Source organism: Arthrobacter sp. Soc17.1.1.1, from assembly GCF_036867195.1.
GTDB lineage: Bacteria > Actinomycetota > Actinomycetes > Actinomycetales > Micrococcaceae > Arthrobacter_D.
Map to the genome: position 1 here is coordinate 1 of NZ_JBAJII010000005.1, position 23,228 is coordinate 23,228.

Genomic DNA, 23,228 nt, shown 5'->3' on the forward strand with positions numbered 1-23,228 from the left:
CACCGGTCATCAGCGCCATCATCAACACCGACAACACCGGCACTCTCAGCATCGACGCCCGGGAAGAGACATTCCGTGGAGAGAGCCACGCCGAGCTCCGCAGCCTGCTGATGGCTCGCGTGATCGAGGAAGCGGGTAGGCGAGGCAGACCCGTACGCGTCAGCACCATGGACGAGTCCGGACTGACCAGTCTGGTTGTCTCTCCCGAGGGTGAGGTCGAGGAGGAGGAATCAGCGCCCGACGGTGCAGTGGAACGGCCGTCGATGGCCACCACGCAGGCTCCCCGCACCCCGGTCGGCAACCCTGCCGGGACCACCTTCACCGCCGTTCAGACGCCTCCGACCGGGCGACGGGCGCTGCGGGAAGCCGAGTCGTTTCTGACGACGCAGGCAGCTGTGCAGCCGGCCACACGGGGTTTCCGCGGCTGGATGGCATCGATGGGATTCCGCATGGCACCTTCGGCTGAAGAACTAGCTGAGCGTGCCCACATCGACGCCGTGTCCCGGCACTGGCCCGGGACACGCACAGTGATGATCGCCAACCGCAAAGGTGGAGCGAACAAGACACCCACCGTGAAGAACCTCGCAGCTACGTTCGCTCGCTACGGCGGCGGCGGCGTCCTCGCCTATGACGGCAACCCCGAGGTCGGGACGCTGGGCTGGCGCACCGAGCAGGGCGGACACACCGCGACGGTCCTCGACGTCCTGGACAACAGCGCGAACCTTCTGTCGACGGACGCCGTCTCCGGGCACATGTCCCGCTACGTCCACCACCAGCCCGCCGACAAGTTCGACGTGCTGCGCTCGGATGACAGCCTGGTCGGCACTCACGTCATGACCGGCGACGACGTGGACTTGATCCACCGCGTGGCCGCGAAGTACTACCGGCTCATCGTGATGGATTCGGGGAACGTCGATCGAGGCTCTGATTGGGCGCGGATGATCCACCACACCAATCAGCTCGTCGTTCCCACGACCACGATGGAGGATCGGGCCGAGGCCGCACTGTTGACGCTGCGAGCCTTACAGGAACGCGACGAGCACGCCGCGAAGCTTGCCGAAAACGCGGTGGTCATCGTGTCCCAGTGGCAGCCGGGAGAAGCCGCGATCGCCGAGCGTATCGCTGAGGGCTTCCGACCCTACGTGCGTGAGGTCGTGACCGTGCCCTACGACCCGGCACTGAAATCCGGGCGTATCGTTCACGACGCCCTGACCCCGACGACACGGCGGGCATGGCTTCGTGCGACAGCAGCGGTGGCGCAGGGCCTATGAACATGACGAGCCAGAACACGAACCCGTGGGTGACGGCAGTCCAAGCTGCCGCACCCACCGCGCCGGCTCCGACGCCCGAAACCATCAGTGAGCCTGCGGTCGTTGAATTGTCCTCACCGAGGCCGCTGTTCCTCTCAGCGCATGGCGGGGCGGGAGCGACCGTGTGGGCATCCGTGCTCGACGGTCACGATGGAGGCTCTGTCACCACCTGGATGCCCAGCGACTCACCTCGAGGCGGGACCGTGCTGGTGCTGCGCAGCACCGTCGATGGAATTAGTGCAGCCAAGAAGGCGATAGCCCACCACGGCGCCAATGCCTTCACCTGCGCCCTCGCGGTCGCAGCAGCTCCCGGACGACCACCACGGGTCATCAGCGACGAGCTGAAGATTCTGGCCGGCGCGGTGCCTCTGGCTCACACACCGTGGGTACCCACACTTCTCATCCGACGCGCCGCTCAGGCGACGACGGCTGACATTCCACCGAAAGACCTCACCAAAATCACCGCCGAGCTGACAAAAGCCGGCGTAACCCTAGAAGGAGAAATGAAATGAACAAGGTCTCGACTCTCATCTCTGTCCCAGCCCAGGAGATCGCTCCCCTCCCCGTCGAAGTTCAGCGCGGCCTCGACACAGTGCAGTTCTGGATTCAGACCATCGGCGGATCGATCGCTGTCATCGGTCTGATGCTTCTCGCGATGGGCCTGTTCTTCGCTCACAGGAACGGACAGGGCCCGGAGTTCATGGGCAAGGTCGGCTGGTGGGCTGTCGGCGCGATGATGCTGGGCCTGGCCGGGGTCATCGCCCCGATCTTTGTCGGAATCTAGAGCGGAGAGCGACGATCCTATGAGTGAAATTTCGGAGACCGAAGAACCGAAGACCAGTGGTGGCCTACGCCCACGGATCACGCTGTGGGCGTCGCTCGCGATCCTCGCGGTCGTCATCATCATGGCCGTCTTCCTCGTGACCAACCCGGTCCAGGATGAACCTGCAGCGCCCCCGTCGGCCTCACAGGAGTCGACGGAGAGCGCTACCGCCGACGGAGAATGCGACGTTCCAGCGGGCGACATATCAGCCATGCCGGACCTACCAGAGGACCTTCGCTGGGAAGCTGCCAACGGCTGGACATGGCCCGTATCCGATACCTACGGGCCCACGAAGGACGAGGGCGGGTACGGCGTCTGCTTCGCACGCTCACCCCTCGGCGCGGCCCTCATGGGCGTCAGCCTGATCGCTGAAGGGAACACCGGGAATCAGCCTGAGGCCATCGAGGTCTACATCGCTGAATCTGCAGGCAAAGAGGTGTACCGCAAAACTCTCGCGGGCGAGGCACCGGCAACCAGCCCGGCAGTCTTCTCCGGGTTCATCGTTGATTCCTTCAGCGATGACGAAGCTCGCGTCACTCTTGTAGCTGCCAACCCCGGTAGCCCTACGGGATACGTCGGTGTCCCCGAAACTTTCCGTTGGATCGATGGGGACTGGAAGCTTCAGGTCCTCGACGACGGAAGGATCTTTCAAGGCCAACCGACAACCCCCGCCGCCGGCGACTTCATCTCCTGGGGTGAGGCGAATGGCTGATTGCTCGGGCCCACTTGGCGTGATCGGTTGTGCCGGGGAGGTCATCGCCGGCGGAGCGGTCAGCTCTGCGGTCGATTCCGGGGCAAACAGCCTCGGTGAAGCGATGATGGGCGGCTGGGACAGCCTGATGAAGCAGTTCCTCACTTCATGGCTAGATGTGGGATTGCTGGTCAGTCTCGACGGCGACGCTGTGACCTGGCTGACTGATCAGCTGCAGACCATCAGCGTCTTCTTCGCCATCATCGGCATCATGATTTCAGCGGTGTGGACGATGATTCATTTCCGCGGAGACAAAGCCGCAGGTGTCGGCAAATCACTTCTCACCGTCGTCCTAGTCACAACGGTGGGAACCGCAGCGGTACAGCTGGTCCTTACGATCGGGGACCAGTTCTCCGACTGGGTACTCGATAGCGCCGGCGTCACCGTCGACGGTCTCGGCAATCTTGGAACCGCCGCTGCAACGGTCAGCACCATCGGTCCCGGGCTGGCGATCATCGCGGGAATCTTCGGCATCATTGCCACCGCGATTCAGTGGCTGATCATGCTGATTCGCGCGACGATTCTGCCGTTGCTGATCGCGGTGTGGCCGCTCGTGGCGTCCGCGTCCATGATCCAGGGCAGTGAGCAGGCATTTTCGAAGCTCACCAAGTGGATGGTCGCCTTCATCCTCTACAAGCCTGTCGCTGCGATTGTCTACGCCTTCGCGTGGCGCTTGAAGTCCGGGGACGACGGAATCGGCGGGGTCCTGAACGGCCTTCTCCTGCTGGTGCTTGCAGTTGTCGCACTGCCGGCACTAATGCGCCTCATCAGCCCCGGCACCTCCGCACTTGGTGGCGCTGCAGGCGGATCCATGGCTCTGGCAGCTGGGGCCGCTGTGGGTAGTGCGGCTGTCTCAGCGGGTGCGGCGATCATGACTGGTGGCGGTAGCGCGGCCGCCACCGCAGGCACCGCGGGCACCGCCGGCACCGCCGGCACCGTCAGCACTGCCGGCACCGCGGGGACCGCAGGCACCGGCGGCACCACCATGGCTGGAGAAGGCGCCGCACCCACAGCGGGCGGTACGTCGGGTACTCCTAGCTTGATAGGAGGTTCGTCGGAAACCCCTTCGGCTCCAGCCGGTGGAGCATCGGACTCTTCGGGCTCGACGCCTGACGGGGCGATTGGTTCGCCTGAGTCATCGGATAATGCGACCGCCGCGTCTGGGAATGCCGCCTCGAGCGGAACCACGGGCTCGTCGGGCTCCCCTGGATCTGACAGCACGGCAGGCGGGGCTGTACCCGCAGCGGACGGCGGGGGCACACCTGCAGTTGACGCCGCGGCTGGAGGAGCTGCGCCTGCAGCGGACGGTGCAATTGGCAGTGCGAGTGCCGATGCCGGCGGTGGAACCGCTGGGGGCAGTGTCGCCGGTGGAGCCTCTGCCGCCGGTGAAGGAAACGCCGGCACCTCCGTCCCGCCTACGGGCGGGACCTCAGGGGGAAGTACTCGTGGAGGCGCTGCGGCGCGTTCCGCTATCGAATCAGCAGGCAAGTCCGTCGCGGACGGTGCCAAGGACGTCAACGGTGAGGATGTGATCGGCGGATGAGTTCCACGGTCGAGCAAGACAAGTTCGGTAACTGGCTTCGCCCCGCGGCTCCGGGCCTATACGGATTGAGTCTGGGCGGACTGATTGTGTCAGGCTCCGGCATCGTGCTGGCGCTGTTGTCGTTCCTACGGCAGCTCTACACACTGGGACTCATCATGATCCTCGTAACCATCCTTGTGGTGCTGTTGGGGCTCGTGAAGTTCGGCGGATCCTCGATCGCGGAGAAGGTCTTCAACCGGGCGAGTCTGCGAGGACGCCACAAGCGCGGCGAGACGTTCTACGTCACCGGGGCTCTCTCCACCCTTCCCCGCGAACACGGGCAGCGGCTGCCTGGGGCGCTGGTCAACGTCGACACCATCTCCGGTGAGGACGGCCTCGGCCGGGAGTACACGCTCCTGCACCACAAGTCCGTTAAGCAGGTCACAGCCGTGTTCGGCTGCACCCCCGATGGTGCGGCCATGCAGGAGCAAGCCACGATCAACAACCAGGTCTCGCACTACGGCGCGTGGATCTCCTCTCTCAGCGTCGAGGCTGGCCTTTCGGGTGCAACGGTCGTCGTCGACTCCGCATCGGAGTCCTCTGCCGGCCTGTGCGCGGCGGTGCGTGAGGACGTGGCACCGAACGCTCCGGCGTTCGCCAAGCAGGTCCTCGACGAAGCTGTTGGCACGCTGCCCGCGCGGACGTCGGTCGTGAACGTGTACGCCTCCCTCGTTTGGGACGCGGCCACCCTCGGGGCCACGGATGACAACCTGTCGCCGGCGGTCGCGGAGATCGCGGCCAGAATGCCCAGCCACACACAGATGCTCTCCAACGCCGGTGCCGGTGCTCCGCGCCCGCTCGTGGAGAAGGAACTGTCGAACGTCGCTCAGCTGGCCTACCAGCCTTCGCGTGACCAGGAGCTGGCGCTGGACAGCCTCACGGGCATGGAGATGGTGCGGTCGTGGGATCAGTCGGGACCGGAGTTCTTCGACGATTCGCAAGGCCGGGTCGTGTACCACGACGGGGTGGCATCCATGACGCTGATGATGACCGTTCCGCCCGAGTCTCAGATCACGGCGCGGTCCTTTGACCGGCTGTTCGGCCCGAACCCGAAGTTCCTGCGCAAGCGCGTGGCGATCATCTACCGTCCCGTGGATCCCGGCGCAGCGGCCCGCACGGTGAACCGTCTGGTGCGGACCGCCGAGTGGAAGATCGGCACGAAGAAAGGCCGCGCCACATCGTTCGACACGAAGGTTCTAGCGATGGCCGAGAAGACGGAGCAGGAGCTGGCGCAGGGCGCGCGTTTGTCGATGTTCTCCCTGATGGTCACGGTCACGTTCGAGGCGAACGAGAAAGCCCATCGTGAGGCTGTGAATCAGGTGAAGTCGCTGATGAATCAGCTGCTCATGCCGTACAGGTTCGTGGAGCACGCCGGCTCGGCCGCGTTCCACACGACACTGCCCTTCGGCATCCTGCCCTGGAAGTACAGCAACAAGCCTTTGTGGCTGGAAGGAGTGATCTGATGCGGCACATCAAGTCCCCGCGTGGACTCACCGGTTTCGGCGGCGGACGCTGGGGAGCAGTCCCTCAGCCGCCGGCCTGGTACGCCACCTCGGCCCAGCTGCCCGGTGTCTACCCGTTCGCGGCCGGGACGTCCCGCCCGAACGTGGGCACCCCGTTGGGTCGGGATATGAACGTCGGTACGGCGGTGTGCGGGGATATGAAGACCTGGTACGACGCGGGCCTGATCTCCGCGCCGTCCATGATGCTCTTCGGTCTCAACGGCAACGGCAAGTCATCGTTTGCGCAGCGCATGATGTACTCGATGGCCGCCCGCGGTATCGCGCCAGCGATCTTCGACCCTATCAAGAACGAGCACGGCGAGGCCGTGGAAGCTATGGGCGGCATACGTATCCGCATCGGCCCCGATAGCGTCCATAAGATCAACTTGCTCGACCTCGGCGCCCTCGGGGACGCCGCCAAGCGCGTCGGAGGAACCCTGGGCGCGGACATGCGCCGGCAGGCGATCGCGAAGGTCGTTGACCTGGTGGCTCTGGTCGTACAGATCAGCCGCGGGGAGCCGATACGTGACAGCGAGGACGCAGCCCTGGCCGCGCTGATCCGCTCAGTGATCGACCGTTCGGCCGAGCCATGGCTGGGCGACGTCTTGGCTGCGTTCGACGCGCCGCCACCGGAGGTCCTGTCCGCTACGGTCTGCCACAGCCCGGAGCAGTTCCAGGAGGAATACCGGATGCTGCACCGCTCCCTTGGTGCGCTGATGAGCGGCACGATGGGCGCCCTCGTCGGTAACAAGGGCAGCCTGCGCCTCGAGGTCGGAAATCCTGGCGGGTTCTGCTTCGATACGTCCTCCATCCCGGAGTCCAACACCAAGCTCCTGTCGGCCGCGATGCTCGCGACGTGGACGATTGGCTTCGCCACGATCGATGCCCACTACGAGCTGTCCCGTCATGACCCGTCCATCTACTGGGGCGGGTACTTCGCGGTGCAGGATGAGTTCTGGTACCCGATGCGCGCCTGTGAGGGCATCATCGACCGCGTCGACCGGCTTGGCCGCACCAACCGCGGACTCGGGATCTCGGAGCTGAAGATCACCCACTCGCCCAAGGACTTCCTGTCGCTACCGAACGAGAAGGATCGGGCGACGGCGAAGGGCTTCACCGAGCGCAGCCCCCTGCTGGGCTTGATGGCGCTCTCACGCGATGACCTGAAGGATCTGAGCGCCATCCAACCGCTCAACGAGCGCGAGATGGACACGGTGGCCGGCTTCAACGCGCCCCCGTCATGGACGCCCGCCCTCGACGCCCAGGGGCGCCGTCTGCCCCCGCCGGGAGCCGGCAAGATCCTGTTGAAGGTCAACGGCCGGGTAGGCATTCCCATTCAGACCACGCTCACCAACATTGAGCGCGACAAGCACCCCACGGACGCGCGCAGCGATGTTGAGTCCAACCTCAAGTCGCGCAACGACGCGGACCAACTGCAGGAGGAGGCGGCATAGATGAGTGCTCCGAACCGTAAAGGCACCCAGAACTACGCGCAGGGCATCGCGGTCTTCTCGGTTGCGGCTCTCCTGGCCGCACTTCTGGGCGGATTGTGGGTGTCCCTGCATTGGGGGTCTGCGCTGGCGAACCTGCCAGCGCCACCGTCGAACATCCGCACCCTGATCGAAGGGCTCATTAAGGGTGAGACGCCGTGGCCGGTCCAGGCCACGGTCATTGCCGTGTCCCTGGCCGTGCTGGCCGTGGCGGGACTGATCACCACGGTGATCCTTGTGGTCACCCGCTCGGGCAAGAAAGCCCGCGTGGACAAAGCAGCTCGCTATCTCGGGAAGGGCAAGTCCCTCGAGGCGTACACCGAGCGAGGCGCGAAGGCCACAGCTCAGCGGCTGGGTGTGACGCACAGCAACGGCATCGTCGTTGGCACGGTGATCTCCTCGAAGCAGACGTTCTACCAGCCGTGGGAAGACCTCAGCCTCGACATCTGGGGCCCGCGAACCGGCAAGTCGACGTCGCGGGTGATCCCGGCGATTCTCGATGCGCCTGGCGTTGTGGTGTCGACGTCGAACAAGCGCGACGTCGTCGACGCGACCCGCGGAGTGCGTGAGCTCACCGCCGCCGTCCATGTGTTCGACCCGCAGAAGATCGCACAGGAAGAACCTACGTGGTGGTGGAACCCGCTGAGCTACGTCACGGACGAGGACAAGGCCGCGCGCCTGACCTCCCACTTCGCCACCGCGTCCAGGGCGCCCGGCTCCCGCCCGGATGCCTACTTCGATCCGAAAGCCGAGGACCTACTGTCCTCTTTGTTCCTCGCGGCCGCACTCGATAATCGGACCATCACGGACGTCTACATGTGGGTCACGAAGCAGACGAGCCAGAAGCCGGTAGAGATCCTCGAGGCTCACGACTACCCGTTGCAAGCCGCGGGCCTGCAGTCCACGATCGATCTGACCGAGAAGCAGCGCGACGGCATCTTCGGTACGGCCGAGAAGATGGTCCAGTGCCTGAAGAACCGCAATACCCTGCGCTGGGTTACCCCTGCCGGTGGTGTGGCCGCCGACGACCCGCGCCCTCAGTTCGACCCGAAAGCTTTCGCCCAATCCCAAGAAACCCTGTACCTGCTGTCCAAAGAAGGCGTCGGCACAGCGGCGCCGCTAACCACGGCGCTGACCGTGGCCGTCGCTGAGGCGCTCGAGGAACGCGCAGAGCGGATGGGCGGCCGGCTGAAGACGCCGGCACTGTTCGCGCTCGACGAGCTGGCAAACGTCGTGAAGTGGGCGGGCCTACCGGACCAGTTCAGCCACTACGGCTCCCGCGGCATCATCGTCATGGCCATTTTGCAGTCCTGGTCGCAGGGCGTTGAGCTGTGGGGAGAGCCCAACATGCGTAAGATCTGGTCGGCCGCGAATATCAAGGTCTACGGCGGTGGCGTCGCGGAAGAAGGATTCCTGCGTGCCCTGTCAGACCTCATCGGGGACTACTCGTACACGAGCGTCTCCCAGTCCAACGGCAAGAGCGGTGCGTCCCGCTCGAGGCAGGAATCCAAGGAACGCATCTTCGACGTGTCGAACCTTGCCGAGCTGGACCGCGGCCGCGCCGTCGTCCTGGCCTCCGGTTCCCCCGCAACACTGCTCAAAACCCGACCCTGGTACACCGGGGTTCACAAGGAGAAAGTGGAGGCGTCACTGGCGAAGTACGCGCCGCGGGAGGATGCGTCACAGGAGGACGCGGCATGACCGTTCAGGAGTTCGGGGCTTTCGATGATGTAAGCACGGTTCCCGAACCCGTGAGCGGAGAAGCGACAGGCACCGCGGCCGCTGACGCGGCTCCACAGCTGGTGTACGGATCCGCGGAGGAGTTCCTGCACGAGCAGCTGCTACCCACTTTCACCCGCAGCACGCGAGGCAAGCAGTTGCGCTGGTGTAGCCGGTGGTTCCTGCACCCCGAGGCGATCTCCCGCATCACAGCGTTGTGGCGTGCCTGGGAGACACTGCGCCTCGAGGCGGGCACCGGCATCAGTGACTGGTGGTTGCATCATGCGGATCCGCACATGCGGGTCCTACTGGATCCGGAAGGACCGTTCTTCAACTGCGGAGACGGACACTCCACCCCGAAGACACTCGAAGCCGAGATCGCCCCAACCGGCTGGTTCCCAGACGAACGCGACGACCCGGCTACCTAACAGTTCCACTCAACGAGAAGGCCGCCCCAGAGCATCTGGGGCGGCCTTCTCGTTGAGTGTTCGCGCGCGAGGTGTTTCCTCAGCGGGTGGGTCCGCTCTTGGTGGTTTCGCGGACCGGCGACGAGGGAGCACGACGGGGAGCTGCTGGAACTTTCACGGTCTGTCGCGTGGCCTCTCGAGGATGGCTTCCCTGGTCCGCGGCGGCCACGAGCCTGCCCTTGACCTCCTCGGGTGTTCCGGTGCCCTCGAGTTTCACCGCGAATGCCTTCCGGTGCTCGCTCGACCCGTAGGCGGGTGTCTGGTCGACGGGCATCTGCTGCGAATGGGACGAGACTGGAGTGTCAGGCCGGTCGTTGAGAACGTCGCGCTCGATGTCACGGCCAAGAGCGTCGATACGGCTGAACAGGTCTTTCTCGGCTGCCTCGTAACGAGCCTCCAATCCCTTGTCCTGCGTCACGAACCCGCCTTCCGCGAGGACGCGGGCCTCGTGCCAGTCCTTGGCGGCCGCGACGAATGCGGCGTCCTGGAACAGGCTGTCGTCGGCGCCGGAGTAGCTGCCTCCGATCTCGTCGCGCAGCTGGTCGATGGTGGGGCCCTGCAGCCCGTCCTCCTGAATCAGATGGACACGCTCAGCCACTACCCGCTCCGCGTCGGTACGAGCATCGACGTCGGAGGCGTCACGCGCCCCTCTGAGCGCCTCGAGGAGCGTCGAGTCAGCAAGATACGCCTCGGGTACCTGCAGTCGCTCCATCTCGCCTCTTAGCCCCTGCGCTTCGCGTTGCAGCTCCGCTTGTTGAGCGGCCGCGATCAAAGCCATTGTGTCGTGATGTTTACGAAGCTCCTCCGTGCTGGCGGCGGCGTCCTTCTGCGTCCCGACGGCATCCTGCAGGTAGGCGCCGTCGCCCTGCAGGTCTGCGGTGTCGATGCCATACCGGGCTTTGACCTCGTCACGGATCCGCGCTGATGCCTGCAGCGCTGCGGGGTCGTAGTCTTTCCATGCCTCGGCCGCTTCGTAGACGCCGGCGATCCGTTCGGCCGACGCTTTGTTCCACCACTGGAATTCCTCCACTGGTGCAAGCACGGCCCGCATGTCCGCTCGATCCGCAGCCACCGAGCGCAGGTGCTCCTGCTGTGCGCGCTCCGTTGCCGGTTGCTGGTCCCGCTGGCGCCGGATCAGGTCCTGACGTGCGCGGGCAACGCGCTCTGCAATCTGCAACGTGGCTGTCAGAAGTTGCCGCATCCCGCGCTCGACCACATCGTCAATTCCATCTTCACTCATCGTCTACTCCCCATCGTTGGTTACTTCGAATTCGTTGGTGACTGCAGCTGTCGTGCACCGGGCCGGCGCTCTAGCGTTCAGGGCCAGGCTCACCCCTGGCGACGAGCGGTGACTCTTGCCGGGTACGGGACGGGAGCCTCGTCGGCACGGCACTGCCTGGACGCCACGGCACGTTTCCGCGTGCGGCGATCTGCGCCGGGGTGAGAGGCTCCCCGGTCTTCCCCGAAACCGGGGCGGGCGGAGCAGGGGTGCCCTGACCCGCCTTAGGCAAGTCTGCGATCAGCGTCGTGTAGGCCGGGCGCAGCTCGTTCATCAGAACCCTGTTCAGGTTCTGGCTCTCGCGCAGGTTCCGGGATTCGACGTGCATCTCGTAGAGAGCTTTGCTGGTGCGGATCAGCTGCACCATCAGTGCGGCGTGTGCGGCGCTCTTGCTGTCACTGCCCGCAGCCAGAACGAGCATCGTCGCGCCCGCCAGAGACGGTAGACGTACCGGCTTGGAGTGTTGCCGGCGGTCCCGCAACTGCGCGGTCTTCGACAACTCATCCGCAGTCGCCGCGAGCGGCCCGGGCGTCGCTTCGCTGTGCAGAGACCACGCGGCAAACACGCCGGAGGCGTCCCGTGCAGCTTTGGCCCACGTTGCATGGTCGGTCACCGGAATCGAGTGCAGCCGGTCGGCGTATTCTTTTGCCTGAGCGGTGTACTTCTCCCACAGCTCCGGTGTCGGCGTCCGAGCTGTATCAGTTGTCGTCTCCGGTGTGACGGGTTTGCGGTTTCGTGCAGCGGCGTTCCACTCGGCGGCTGCTTCCGTCGCACCCTCTGCAGTGTCGCTCCACTGCTCACGCAATTGCCCGAGGCCAAGATCGCCGGCAAGTTTCCCGCCGCCGTACCAGATGGGTCGCTCGCCGGCAGTGGGTCGTTCGGCTACCGAGTAGCCGACCACGACGTCGGTAGTTCCCTTCTCGTAGCGCGGGCGCATGAGTAGACCGGACTTCCGCCCAGCACGCACGAACTCCGCTTCCGTGACCGCGCCGGTCGCGGCCGCGCGGACCTTCCGGGACAGGGACGCCCGGTACATCTCCCGCTCGTTGCGCACCGCGGTCTGCGGTTCGGCCCGGTCGAATCCTCGCGTCGCCCGCAGCGTGGACAGCTGTTCCAGTCCGTGCGTCTTCTCCAACTCCCGGCACACCTCTTGCGAGCGTCGGTAGTCGCCGTGTGTAGATGCCTTTGTGCCGTCTTCCCGGACCAGTGAGACGGCGATGTGGATGTGGTGGTTACCGCCGGCGCTCACGCCGTGGTCGATGGCTGCCCACCGGCACTGTGCTTTCCCGCTTGTCTCGGTGAAGCCCATCTGGTCAACGAACTCGTTGGCGATGTCTCCCCACTCCTGGTCCGTCAGCTCGCGGTCCCCCGCGCGCAAGCTCAGCGAGCAGTGCCACACGTCGGCCTGCTTCTGCCCGTGGTCGACCTTGCGCTTCTGTACCGGGTCCCAGCGGAGATCCTTCTGCAGGACCTCGACGCCGAACTTCTTGTGCGGCTCGTCAAGGTGCTTGGCGATCGCCAGCGCATCTTCTCGGCTGATCGTCCCGTTGTCGTGCCACGCCATGATTGCCGCATCCCCGGCGACCAGGTGCGGATCCGTGTGCGCGTTCTTTGTCTTGTCCGCGTCCGTCGACGTGAGATACACCATCAGACCGCTCATCCGCGACCCACGGGTGATGTTCGGGATCACGTGTCAATCCCGTCAATTGTCTTCTCGACGCGCCCGGCGACCTGGCGAATGTAAGCCAGCGCGGCCTTCGCGTCTTGCGGAAACTCTTCCCCCGCGTTGGCGTGCCTGGCGATCTGGTTGACGTTGTTCGACACTCGCGCAAGGAGCGTGTGCACGGCCATCAGCTCCGCGATAATGGCACGCCGCTCCGTGGGAGTCTCCACCGTCTCCGACGTCGCCGCTGCGATGAGCAGGCGAGGCACCGACACTCCCTCACGCTCGGCGCGGACCAACAGCAGGGCTTCTTCCTCCGCGGTGACCCACAGCTCGCGCTTGGTCTTGGTGCCCTTCGGCGCGTTCTCACGCCGCCGCCGACCCAGACGGGACCGCCGCGGTGGCTCCCCCGGCGCGGTAGCTCCCGTGTCATCCGAGACCGGATCAGACACCAGAACCACCGCCTTTCAAGAAGCCCAGCGCAGCGACCCCGGAACCGGGGACCACACTCCCAGTGTGCCGCACTCGCCACGCAGTGTCGAGAGCGCTGAGCCAGTTATGCATGCATAATTGTATAGCTTGCTCCGTCCGGGGCTCCGCATGCCCCTTCGAGCGGCACCACGGGGCTCGGGGTGTCAACGTTGTCATGGGCGCTTCGCGCCTGTCGATTTTTGACCGGCTGCGCCGTTCCGTTTCGGCTGATAACGGTACTGACCGCCCTTCTCTTGGCAAGTCTCCGAGCCCGGCTTTCGCGGCATATCCTCGCTGCGCTCCGGTATTCCACGATCCGGGCTCTCCCACTGGCCAATTCACTTCGCGGCCGAGTGATCACAGGCGTGCCGAAAGGAACTATGACCAAGACAAGATGGGTTCCAGCTGGGGGCGTCAGGGATTAAAGTTCAGGACATGACAATCAACATTGAGAACGTAGAAACTCAAGCCCGCCAACTGCTCGACTCCCGGGTCGCATCCGTGCGTGCGCTGGTGAAGGCTCGGCAGCAAGTCACCGAACTCCAGGCGCAGCTCGCAGAGGCAGAAAGGGAGGACAAAAAGGCATACGTCCGCGCGACGAAAGACGGCTGGAGTGAGGACGAACTGAAGAAGCTAGGACTTGATAACAGCGCGGCCGTCAAGCGACGTACACGCCGGGCGGCGGGGCAGGGAGCTACGTCGCAGTCGTCGGAGGAAAGCCCCGCACAGGTAGCCTCGGTCGGCTAACCGCCCGCGGTCGAGGAACAGACGAACGGAAACACCGCGTTCGGTGTTTCCGTTCGTCTTACAGCTACATCCGGATTATTCGCCAGAGGATTGGAAACGGGTCAGCGCTCCACACCGTCGTCCCGGTCCTTCCGCTCGGGAGCGGGGGGCTGCTTCGGGCTCTGCTGATCCCCAGGGTTCCGTGGCGGCTGTGCAGAGGTGTTCCGTCCCTGCTGCGGGAACTGCTCGCGCATCCGCCGGCGGTGGGCTAGCAGTTCCGGGTCGATAGTCGGCTGAGGATTCTCCTCGCCGTTCATCGTCCGTGTGATCCGCTCGACATCCCACTTTGCCGCATCAAGAGTCTCCGCATACTTGAACGGCTGGCGCAACGCTGTTGCAGCGTCGCGGTACTCCTGGCGGGCTTCTTCGATTTTCTGTTCGAGTCGCGCTACCTCGTCGGGGAGCCGCTTTACCTGGTTCTCAAGGCGCTGGATCACGCCCACCGTGGGGAACAATGCATCGGTCCGTTTCAGCTCGACGGCAACACCTGGTGCGCCGTCGATTTGCAGTTCCACGCGTGACGATCCGAGGTCGACCATCTTGGCCTCTCCCTGCACAAACCGGATGTCGTGACCACCAAGGGACGCCATGACTCCGAGATCCCTGGAACCGTGGATTGGAGGGCGACCGGAGGCGTTCCGGTCCGCCCACGTCCGCAGCGCGTCGACCGCATCAGCTCGCTTGCCGTAGGAGCGTCCGTCGACCGTCATCCGGAAGTCATCGCCACCCACCTCGGGCGACGTGCGAGCTGCAGCGGCCTTCAACGCCGGGAGGATAGCGACCATTGACTCGCCGTGTTTCTGGGCGCTGTCCTTCCGATAGGTGAGCGCGGCACGGTTGCGTTGGAACGAGGTTTCCAGCCGCGTGAGGCGAGATAGCTCTTGATCGGCTTTCGACTTTTCCAGGATCAGAGGGTTGCCACTAGAAATCGCTTTGACTTCCGCAAAGGAGAGAGTGTTGTCGCCAACATCCTCGATCTCGCGGACGTCGAGTCGGCCGCGCATGATCTGGTCGATGAACTTGCTCTTCCGCTCCAAGGTCTGCCACATGAAGGTGTCGAAGGAGCCCTTGGTGACGACCTGGGAAATACCGACTTCGGGGTTCTGATTGTGCTGCCGTACGACGCGTCCGTGACGTTGGGACACATCAGCTGGGCGCCATGGAGCGTCGAGGTCGACCAGGTGCACGGCGCGGTCTTGGATGTTCGTGCCGACGCCCATCTTCTGCGTCGACCCGATGAGGACAGCGACGTCGCCGCTCCTGCAGGCCGCGAACAGCCGGCCTTTCTCTGCGTCGTTCTTGGCCTCGTGCATGAACCGAATCTTGTCTGCCGGCACTCCTCGGTCCATGAGGTCCTGGGCCAGCTGGTCGTACACATTCCACTTGTCCGACGGTGTGCCGAGGTCGCAGAACACCAGCTGCAAGGCGCCCGGTGTCGGGTGCGGCTCGCCCGTCGCCGGGTCTGTGTAGATGCGGTTCTTATTCTCCTCGTACACGGTCGTCAGCAGGTCAGCGGTGGCACTGATCTTCGTGGCCCCGATTAGAGCGTCCAGCTGGGGGTCGACGAGGCGCATGTCGAGGGCGGCTTTCCGTCCGTCACTGGAGATCTTCAGCATGTTGTCTTCGGTTGCGGGAACCAAGCGTGCCTGGATCTTCTCGGCGCGCTCTGCAATGTCCGCGATGTACGCCTCGAGCTCGATGGATGGTTCGACGGTGATCATGCGCGGCAGGCGGCGGCCGTCCTCGCGTTCCTCGATGAGGGGCACCGGTAGCTGGAGGTCCTCGGCCGTTTTCACGTCCGCGAACGTGTGGAACATCTTCAGCAGCTCGGGGACGTTCTGGAACTTCGCGAACCGTTCCTTCATCTTGAAACTGTCGCCGCCGGCAACGGTCATCTCCATCTCGGAGACCACCTGACCGAACGTCGCAGCCCACGTGTCGAAGTCGTTGATGCCGGCCTTTTCCAGCAGGTCCGGGCGCAGGTAGCGCTGCATCACATACATCTCGGTCACGCTGTTGGCGATCGGCGTCGCCGTGGCGCCAGTCATCACCCGGTCGCCGTGCGTGTCGCGCAGGTACTCCACCTTCGCGTGAAGGTCTGAGGCGCGCTTAGAGCCATCGATCGCGGCGTCCCGAATGTTCGACGTGGTCTCGAGGTTCTTGAAGTCGTGCAGCTCGTCCACGATCAGGTAGTCGATGCCCGTCTGCTCGAACGTGATCCCCGGGTCCTCCGGGTGATCGAGGAGACGTTTGACCATCTCCTCATCGGACTGCAGGCGGCTCTCCATCTTCTTCACACTGAGCCGTGCACCTCCGTCTTCCGCCCGTTCTTGCGCAGCGAGAAGCTCGGCGCGTTTCCGATCCCCTTCCTTGGTCAGGTACGCGGCTTTCGACTCCGCCGACAGTGGGATCCGCTCGAAAGCGGTGCGGGTCATGATGATCGCGTCCCAGTCGTTCGCGGCCGCGCGGGCCACAAACTGCCGGCGCTTGTCGCCGGTGAGGTCGGCTGAGGACGCGGCAAGGATCTGCGCCTGCGGGTAGATCTGCAACCACTCCCGAGCGAACTGATCCAGCATGTGATTCGGGACGACGATGGCAGGTTTTCGCGCCATACCGAGGCGTCGTAGTTCCATCGCGCCCATCACCATCTCGCCGGTCTTACCCGCACCGACCTCGTGGAACAGCCCAACGGACGGCTCAGAAATCATCCGCGCTACAGCGGCCCGCTGGTGTGGTCGAGGGTTCCAGTTCTTCACGAGCCCGGGCAGCGTCAACCGGTCGCCCTCGACCGTATAGTCGCGCAGCACGAGCGAGTTGAACCGGCGGTTGTACTCGTCCGTCAGAGCTACCGCACGCTCGGGGTCTTCCCATACCCACTCACCGAACCGATCCTGCATCAGCTGGGCTTTTTCCTGCGCCGCGGTCGTCTCGGTCGGATTGACGATCCTCCGCGTTTCGGGGTGGTCCGGGTCGGGGTCGGTGACCTGCACGCGCTTTTGCTCGAGCACGTTCTTGAAAATCTCACCGGCCGGCATCCGCACGGTACCCCAGTCGCTGCGTGCCGTCAGGATCTGCTTGTTCGCCTGCACATCCCAACTCGCTCCACTGATCCGGTCGACGCGGGCACGGGGATCACGCAGGATCGTGCGCAGGAACTCCTCGTGGATGACCGGGGAGATCCACACCGACCCGAGGCGCGCCTCGATTTCGTGGGCGCCCAATGGCAGGGGCAGCACGGACTGCAGGTCTGTGACGTTCCGCTCGAACGCGGGGTTCTCGTCTACTGCGGCGTGTGCGGCGTCCAGTTTCTCGCGGATGTTGCCGCTGAGGTACTCAGCGCGTGTCTCCAACGCGCCGTCCTCGCCCGGGACGTCGTACACCAGGTCACCCAACGCCGCGCGCGCTGCATCCCGGTCAATCCCCAGTAGTTCGGCAACCGACGACAGATCCACCTCGCCCACGGTGTCGAGGGTGACGGCCAGCGCCTCAGCGGGTGTGTCGACGCCGCGGACCGGCTGGCGGGGCTGCACCTGCCGTTCGCGCTGCAGGGCCGCTGGGGACGCCGTCTGGGTCGCCTCGTCGAAGTTCTCGAGCGCCATCACCAGCGGACCGAACGGGTCATTCCTGAGCATCGCCACGGCGCGCGGCGTGATCCTGGCCATGATGTCGTCGCCGGCGTCATTGGTCTTGCCCGTGCGACGCTCGGTGAAACGGTTGATCGGCCCGAAGGCGTCGACGTAACCGCTGTACGCGGCCCGCAACTGGTCGCGTCCGGTCATCAGTTCGGCAGTGTCTTCGACGTTACTCGCCTCGATGGACAGAACAGCCCGGGCAAGGTCACGCAGACCTAGCAAGGAACGAAGTTCGCGCTCCTGCGTCTTGGCCACGGCCAATGGCGCCACGGCACCGTCGAGACCTACCTGGGTGAACGTGCCGTCTTCCGCGACGGCGATGTGCCCGACCTGCAGGCCACTGCCCGCCGGGACAATGGCAACGGACTCGATGACCTGCCCGTCCTGACGCTCCACGGCTCCCCTGCCGGCGTCGACGGCGCTCTGAGCGATGTTCTGTAGTTGGTTGTGCAGCTGCTCCGGGACGGACCGCAGATCCTCGCTGCGGACGGTGAGCGTTGCGGATCCATACATGCCATGACCCACCACGGGTTCACCGAGCACTCGCTGCGGGTTCTCGAGGAAGTAGGCGTTCATGCGTGCGACGTCCTCAGCGAGATCCTGCGCGACGTCGTCGACGCCAGGCATGACGCGCGATTCCAGCCACTGCGGATCCAGTGGCTCCTCCCCAGGGAGCCGCTTGCGGAACACCAGAACGTCGGTGAGTGCGTCGGTGCCGGCGGCGCGTCGGTGGGCGCCGGTCGGCAGCCGGACGGCACCGAGCAGGTCAGCTGTCTCGTAGATCTCTCGGCGGGCTGCAGGGTTCTGCGCGTCCATCGTGAACGCGGAGGAGATGACACCGACTACCCCACCGGGCCGGGTGAGAGCCAAAGACTTGATGATGAAGTGGTTGTGCATCGAGTGGTTGCCAGTGTTGTGTCGCGGGTCGTGCAGCCTGGTTTTGGCGAACGGGACGTTGCCGACCGCTGCGTCGAAGTAGCCGGCGGGAAGCCGGGTGTCAGCGAATGATTCGGCGCGAATGTCAGCGTCCGGGTACAGCGCCTGGGAGATGCCGGCGGTAATCGGATCCAATTCCACGCCTGTCATGGTCGCGGACTCGGGCGCGAGGCCAATGAACGTTCCAGCGCCGGAACCGGGCTCGAGTACGCGGCCGCCGTCGAAGCCGAGCGTATTCAGGGTCTGCCAGATCTCTGTGGCGAGGGCGGGGTCTGTGTAGTGGGCGTTGATGACGGTCCGGTTCGCCGCCCGGTACTCGTCGTCGCTCAGCAGCTCGCGCAGTTCGACGCGGTCAGCCTCGTACTCTGGGCGGCTCTCATCGAATACCTCTGCCACACCGGTGGCCCCCCAACTCCCCCACCGGGCCAGGACCTCACGCTCTGAGGCTGTCGCACTCCTCTCCTGATCCTGCAGCTGGCGCAGCGTACGAAGCGCGGCGAGATTCGCCTGGAACCGAGCACGGGCACCTGAGGGCGCGAGGTCGTCCTGCCGTACGGGTAGGAAACGGGTGCCGTCTTCTCCTCGTGCGGCTACGAGGTCTTGTTGTACTGATCCATCTCCTGCTCCCTGTACAGGTCGATCAGATCCTGCCGCTGCCGGTTGATCGAGCGCTGCAACTCCCAGATCTCCGTCTGCCGACGATCCTCCTCGTCTTCCTCCGAGTCGTCGCCCTCCGTTTCCGTCACGTCCGGTGTCAGCATCTCCGCGCGGACTATCTCCTCGGCCTGCATCCTCGAGGCGTTCAGCCGGCCCACCTTCTGCAGGTACGTCTCGTCCTTCGGGTCCGGACCCGCGATCTGGTACTGCAGCTCCCCCACCTGAAACATCGCCCTCTCCCCCAACTCCCGGAACCACTCCTCCGGATCCGGGATCAGGGCGTACTGCGCCGGTGCGGTCATCTTCCACGTCTCCTGCGCGAACTTGCCGTACTTGTTCATCGAGAACCTCCTCTGGTGGTGCGAAAAGAAATGCATCGAGACTTGCCTGACCATCTATCTGGTTGCGCTTGCGCGATCGCGCCATCGAGGTCTCCCTGATACCGGTGGAATACTGCTTCCACGGTACACAGCACTGAAATAGTTTCAGTGTCGTTGGAAGCGCTGGGCATCACTGGTCTTCTATTGATCACTGGCTTGCCCCTTGTAGCCGGTGCCGGCGAGGCCATCTGTGCGCAGTGCGCGAATGATGGTCGACCGGTGAACCTTGAACTGCCTCGCGATGGCCTCGACCGTCAGCTTCTCCTTCTCCCGGAGTCTGCGGGCCTCCACGACGTCGTGAGGCTGCAGGCGTGGCGGTCGACCACCCTTACCCGCGGCGACGGCGAGGCCGGCCTTCGTCCGCTCCCGGATCAGCTCGCGCTCCATCTCCGCGACGCTGGCGATGATGTTGAACATCAGTCGGCCTGACGGGGTGGTTGTGTCGATGCCCTCGGACAGGGACCGAAACCTCACACCGCGCTCATGCAGTGAGTCCAGTAGTTCCACGAGCCCTCTGACCGTGCGTCCGAGGCGGTCGAGTTTGGTCACGACGAGCGTGTTCCCCGGCTGCAGGGCTCTGAGGCACTGCTCGAGTTCGGGGCGTGCCATCGTCGCGCCGGACTTCCCGTGGTCGGCGTAGACGTCGTAGCAGCCAGCGTCGACGAGCTGGCGGCGCTGCCCCTCGAGGCTCTGGTCGACCGTCGACACTCGGGCGTAGCCCAGAGAGACGCCTGCAGGCACCAGCCGTGGCTCGTCAACGCCCTCGAGGCGTTCTGGTCGATCCATGTCACCCTCCCCCACTCTCTGAGAAGCAGAACCCGTCTAGACCTGCCCTCTCCTTGCATCACGACCATACACGTTTCGCACTTGGTTAGAGATGCACAATACGAGACTCCCCCGTTTTTTTCGATGTTGCAGAACCTACTGGCGCTTAAACGATCGTTTATGCACACCCCGAGTCACGGTCAGACACGACAAGTTGTCCGCGACGCATGAGGTTCACCTTGGAAGTGGTGAATGCGACACCAAGCCCGAGAGTCAAACGTCAGGTCTATAGACCGCCTTGCGCCAACGGCAGGAGCCGCACCAGGGGTTCTCCAGGCTTCGCAGGTGAAGACGAACATCGGAGCCACCTGATCTGGCCGCCCGTAAGTTCAAGAAACCAACGCAACGAAGTATCGATTCCAAGATTCCAAGATTCCAAGATTCCAAGATTCCAAGATTCCAAGATTCCAAGATTGATGATCTTACAAGTTTTACAAAAGTAAAACTTACAGATTTTGTAAAACCAGCAATCTCAACAGGCCTATATATGGCACCACTTAACCTGAAAAGCCCGGGGAATACCCCGGGCTTGACAGTATCAATATGCAAGTGTCATTCTAATTACTACCAACTGCATATGCGTTATATGAATCATTGAGGTGTCCAATACCTCGATGATTCTTTGTGACCATCTGACGTTGACCCAAATAAGAAAGAAGGCAGAAGTTCAGATGTACATACTTCTTCAGTATCCGAACAGTCTAAGCCAGTCAGTTGCCGGTTCCAACCGGCCTGGAGGTCCAGATGGTTAGGCATCAGTAACATCTAAGCCTTCTTTCATCGCCCAGATGAAAGTAGGTAGCACATGGAAGCAAGACACAGGCAGGGCAAGGCAGGAAAAACGCGGGCTGCAGCAGGCACCCGGGCCAGGAAGGTCCGAGTAGGACTTCTTCGAGGTTCGATAGTTCAGGTAGTTGGGCGCGAGATACACGCCCTCATGGTTGGCGACCCGAGCATCGTCGTTAGCCTTTGGGAGAAGATTCGCCCGTTACTGCATGACCATCTCTGTTAGGCGCAGGGGTGGTGAGTTCCGGACATCCGAGACTCACCACCCCCACAACCTCGCGTTCCGCGAACTGATGAGGTTGCCGGATAGGGTCACACGCATGACCAGGAAGATGAAGGATTCCGAGTTCCGTGAGTCGATGAAACTGGGTGTCCACCTGCCCTTCATCACAACCATCAACACCCTCGTCGAGGATCTCTGGGAGGACGAGCCGCCGACGGGCCGCGGCTGGGTGCCCTACGTCGCGCCGAACCACGGTGGCGCCGAAGCACCCGTGCTGAGCGTGCTCCGCGACCCCGGTCCGATGACGAGTGAGGACAGGGGCTCGGGCATGCTGAGCGTCGAGAACGATGACGACACAGCGGCCCTGCAATGTGAGCTGCTCGAGAACGCGGGCTTAGCCCCAAAGGACATCACACCGTGGAACGCCTACCCCTGGTACCGACACGACCAGAGCTCGGGACTCAGCAGCCGCCAGGTCACCGAGGGCATCGAGCCACTCCGTCGGCTGATCGACCTCTTGCCGGATCTCAAAGTGGTGCTCCTGCAGGGCCGCGAGGCCCAGTTGCTCTGGAAGCGATTTAGCAGGAAACACTCTGATACCGCAGGCCGCTACGTAGCGGTTGAGTCGTACCATCCTGGGCGGACCGCCCTTCGACATCCGGATCCGGAAGTGCGCCATGCGCGCGACGCACGACGCCGCGAGGCATTCCACGAGGTCGCGGGTGTCCTGTCCGGGAAGGGCTCAACTCGACGTTAAAATCGGCGAAATCACACCACCTAGGGGCGTCTTGAAAAAATTTGCTGTTGTGCTGCTCGCTAGCCTGCTGCTCACTGGGTGCAGCCAGGGCAGCACGGAGCCCTCTGTGGACCCAGCTGAGTCCACAACGTCTTCCGCCGCATCCAGTTCGCCCAGCGCGGTATCCAGACCTACCGTGAGCTCATCTCCAAAACCGACCTCCTACTTGGACACCGTGAAGGACCCATACCGGGGACTAGACCCCGATGTCGGTGAGGCGTTCCTCGACCTCGCTGTAGAGAAAGAGCCGGATCTTGGATACCGAGACATCGGCACGATGGTCGACATGGCACTCGATATCTGCGCCATCTACGGCCGCGGAGGTATGCGAAAGGAAGTCCTAGAGCGAATTAGTCCCAAGCCCGGAACCTCGTTCAACATCGTGGAGGGCCTAACGATCGAAGCCGTCGGCGTTGTGACGTTTTGCCCGGAGTACACGGCACAAAGCCGAAGCTAACCGCATGCTTAACGTCGGTCTTGGTGATCTGCCTCTCAGGGACCTCCTCGCGCTACGGGTGGCCATCGACACCGAGATCTCTGGCTGTGTCAACCTTTTTTGGCCCCGGGAGGACGGCTACATATGGCCCCATCAGGAGCCGCGTTTTCCTGTGTGTTGTCCCGGTTGATGACTAGTGCAGGAGACCGGCTGTGCGGGTTCGTTTAGAGGGGTAGTGGTCGGTCTTCTATGACGTTCTTCATGACCAGGGTGGAGCTCAGTCGTTGGACGCCAGGGAGAGCGGAGAGTTGCTCGTCGTAGAGGCGTTGGAACTCGCGAATGTCGTGGGCCACGACCTGTAGGAGGTAGTCGGGGTCGCCGAAGAGACGTTGGACGCGGAGGGCGTTGGGAATACCGGTGATGGCGTCTTCAAAGGCTGCAATCGTGGTGTGGTCTCCGTCGCGCATGGTGACGAACACGAGGGCTTCGAAGGTCAGTCCCAATGCTTCAGCGTCCACGTGCGCCCGGTAACCGCTGATGGCTCCTGACTGTTCCAGAGCCCGCAGTCGGCGGTGGCACGGCGACAGGCTCAACCCCACCCGCTCGGCCAGATCGGTCAGCGAAAGTCTGCCGTCGAGCTGCAGCTCAGCAAGAATACTCTTATCCGTCCCGTCCATGAAGAAGATTCTCCCTCACCGTCCCGAATGGGACAAA

Annotated in this window: 19 protein-coding genes; 12 read left to right on the plus strand and 7 right to left on the minus strand. The window is 63.8% G+C overall.

All coding sequences use genetic code 11. The features are described from left to right. From V6S67_RS19680 to V6S67_RS19720, 9 genes are all read left to right on the plus strand, one after another. Positions 1 to 1,271, plus strand: a 1,271-nt coding sequence (locus V6S67_RS19680) for a MinD/ParA family ATP-binding protein (protein ID WP_334212025.1), incomplete at its 5' end; no start/stop codon positions are given. 2 nt (positions 1,272 to 1,273) lie between these two features. After that, complete coding sequence (locus V6S67_RS19685; protein WP_334212026.1) at positions 1,274 to 1,822, plus strand: hypothetical protein; 549 nt, start codon at positions 1,274 to 1,276, stop codon at positions 1,820 to 1,822. Next, positions 1,819 to 2,094: a hypothetical protein gene (locus V6S67_RS19690; protein WP_334212027.1), complete on the plus strand. Its 276-nt coding sequence runs from the start codon at positions 1,819 to 1,821 to the stop codon at positions 2,092 to 2,094. The genes V6S67_RS19685 and V6S67_RS19690 overlap by 4 nt, the downstream gene beginning before the upstream one ends. A gap of 19 nt (positions 2,095 to 2,113) precedes the next feature. Continuing rightward, positions 2,114 to 2,845: a hypothetical protein gene (locus V6S67_RS19695; protein ID WP_334212028.1), complete on the plus strand. Its 732-nt coding sequence runs from the start codon at positions 2,114 to 2,116 to the stop codon at positions 2,843 to 2,845. Next, positions 2,838 to 4,427 (plus strand): hypothetical protein, encoded by a 1,590-nt coding sequence (locus V6S67_RS19700; RefSeq protein WP_334212029.1) that lies wholly within the window; start codon positions 2,838 to 2,840, stop codon positions 4,425 to 4,427. The genes V6S67_RS19695 and V6S67_RS19700 overlap by 8 nt, the downstream gene beginning before the upstream one ends. After that, a complete protein-coding gene (locus V6S67_RS19705) occupies positions 4,424 to 5,929 on the plus strand; it encodes an SCO6880 family protein (RefSeq protein ID WP_334212030.1) in 1,506 nt (501 codons plus the stop codon). The genes V6S67_RS19700 and V6S67_RS19705 overlap by 4 nt, the downstream gene beginning before the upstream one ends. Further along, complete coding sequence (locus tag V6S67_RS19710) at positions 5,929 to 7,422, plus strand: ATP-binding protein (protein ID WP_334212031.1); 1,494 nt, start codon at positions 5,929 to 5,931, stop codon at positions 7,420 to 7,422. The genes V6S67_RS19705 and V6S67_RS19710 overlap by 1 nt, the downstream gene beginning before the upstream one ends. Then, complete coding sequence (locus V6S67_RS19715; RefSeq protein ID WP_334212032.1) at positions 7,423 to 9,159, plus strand: type IV secretory system conjugative DNA transfer family protein; 1,737 nt, start codon at positions 7,423 to 7,425, stop codon at positions 9,157 to 9,159. It begins immediately after the preceding gene. Continuing rightward, on the plus strand, positions 9,156 to 9,605 hold the full coding sequence (locus tag V6S67_RS19720; RefSeq protein WP_334212033.1) for a DUF4913 domain-containing protein: 450 nt from the start codon (positions 9,156 to 9,158) through the stop codon (positions 9,603 to 9,605). The genes V6S67_RS19715 and V6S67_RS19720 overlap by 4 nt, the downstream gene beginning before the upstream one ends. A 79-nt stretch (positions 9,606 to 9,684) precedes the next feature. Here the strand turns inward: V6S67_RS19720 and V6S67_RS19725 are convergent, their stop codons facing one another. From V6S67_RS19725 to V6S67_RS19735, 3 genes are all read right to left on the minus strand, one after another. Further along, complete coding sequence (locus V6S67_RS19725) at positions 9,685 to 10,884, minus strand: hypothetical protein (protein ID WP_334212034.1); 1,200 nt, start codon at positions 10,882 to 10,884, stop codon at positions 9,685 to 9,687. 70 nt (positions 10,885 to 10,954) lie between these two features. Further along, positions 10,955 to 12,613 (minus strand): relaxase/mobilization nuclease domain-containing protein, encoded by a 1,659-nt coding sequence (locus V6S67_RS19730; protein ID WP_334212035.1) that lies wholly within the window; start codon positions 12,611 to 12,613, stop codon positions 10,955 to 10,957. Continuing rightward, complete coding sequence (locus tag V6S67_RS19735; RefSeq protein WP_334212036.1) at positions 12,610 to 13,038, minus strand: MobC family plasmid mobilization relaxosome protein; 429 nt, start codon at positions 13,036 to 13,038, stop codon at positions 12,610 to 12,612. Before V6S67_RS19735 ends, V6S67_RS19730 begins: the two co-directional genes overlap by 4 nt. A gap of 454 nt (positions 13,039 to 13,492) precedes the next feature. Here V6S67_RS19735 and V6S67_RS19740 point away from each other — a divergent pair, with 454 nt between their 5' ends. After that, positions 13,493 to 13,804, plus strand: a complete 312-nt coding sequence (locus V6S67_RS19740; RefSeq protein ID WP_334212037.1) for a hypothetical protein — start codon at positions 13,493 to 13,495, stop codon at positions 13,802 to 13,804. Positions 13,805 to 13,905: 101 nt separating this feature from the next. On the opposite strand, the gene V6S67_RS19745 is transcribed toward V6S67_RS19740, so the two are convergent. From V6S67_RS19745 to V6S67_RS19755, 3 genes are all read right to left on the minus strand, one after another. Next, positions 13,906 to 18,807, minus strand: a complete 4,902-nt coding sequence (locus V6S67_RS19745) for a helicase-related protein (protein WP_334212038.1) — start codon at positions 18,805 to 18,807, stop codon at positions 13,906 to 13,908. Positions 18,808 to 19,001: 194 nt separating this feature from the next. Further along, positions 19,002 to 19,409: a TnpV protein gene (locus V6S67_RS19750; RefSeq protein ID WP_334212039.1), complete on the minus strand. Its 408-nt coding sequence runs from the start codon at positions 19,407 to 19,409 to the stop codon at positions 19,002 to 19,004. A gap of 180 nt (positions 19,410 to 19,589) precedes the next feature. Beyond that, on the minus strand, positions 19,590 to 20,234 hold the full coding sequence (locus V6S67_RS19755) for a recombinase family protein (RefSeq protein WP_334212040.1): 645 nt from the start codon (positions 20,232 to 20,234) through the stop codon (positions 19,590 to 19,592). A gap of 1,034 nt (positions 20,235 to 21,268) precedes the next feature. On the opposite strand from V6S67_RS19755, the gene V6S67_RS19760 reads away from it, so the two are divergent. Continuing rightward, positions 21,269 to 22,039 carry a uracil-DNA glycosylase gene (locus V6S67_RS19760; RefSeq protein WP_334212041.1) on the plus strand — a complete coding sequence of 257 codons (771 nt, stop codon included), beginning with the start codon at positions 21,269 to 21,271 and terminating at the stop codon, positions 22,037 to 22,039. A 175-nt stretch (positions 22,040 to 22,214) separates the two neighbouring features. After that, complete coding sequence (locus V6S67_RS19765; RefSeq protein WP_334212042.1) at positions 22,215 to 22,535, plus strand: hypothetical protein; 321 nt, start codon at positions 22,215 to 22,217, stop codon at positions 22,533 to 22,535. A gap of 203 nt (positions 22,536 to 22,738) precedes the next feature. On the opposite strand, the gene V6S67_RS19770 is transcribed toward V6S67_RS19765, so the two are convergent. Then, positions 22,739 to 23,191, minus strand: a complete 453-nt coding sequence (locus V6S67_RS19770) for an Lrp/AsnC family transcriptional regulator (RefSeq protein ID WP_334212043.1) — start codon at positions 23,189 to 23,191, stop codon at positions 22,739 to 22,741. Positions 23,192 to 23,228 lie beyond the last annotated feature (37 nt).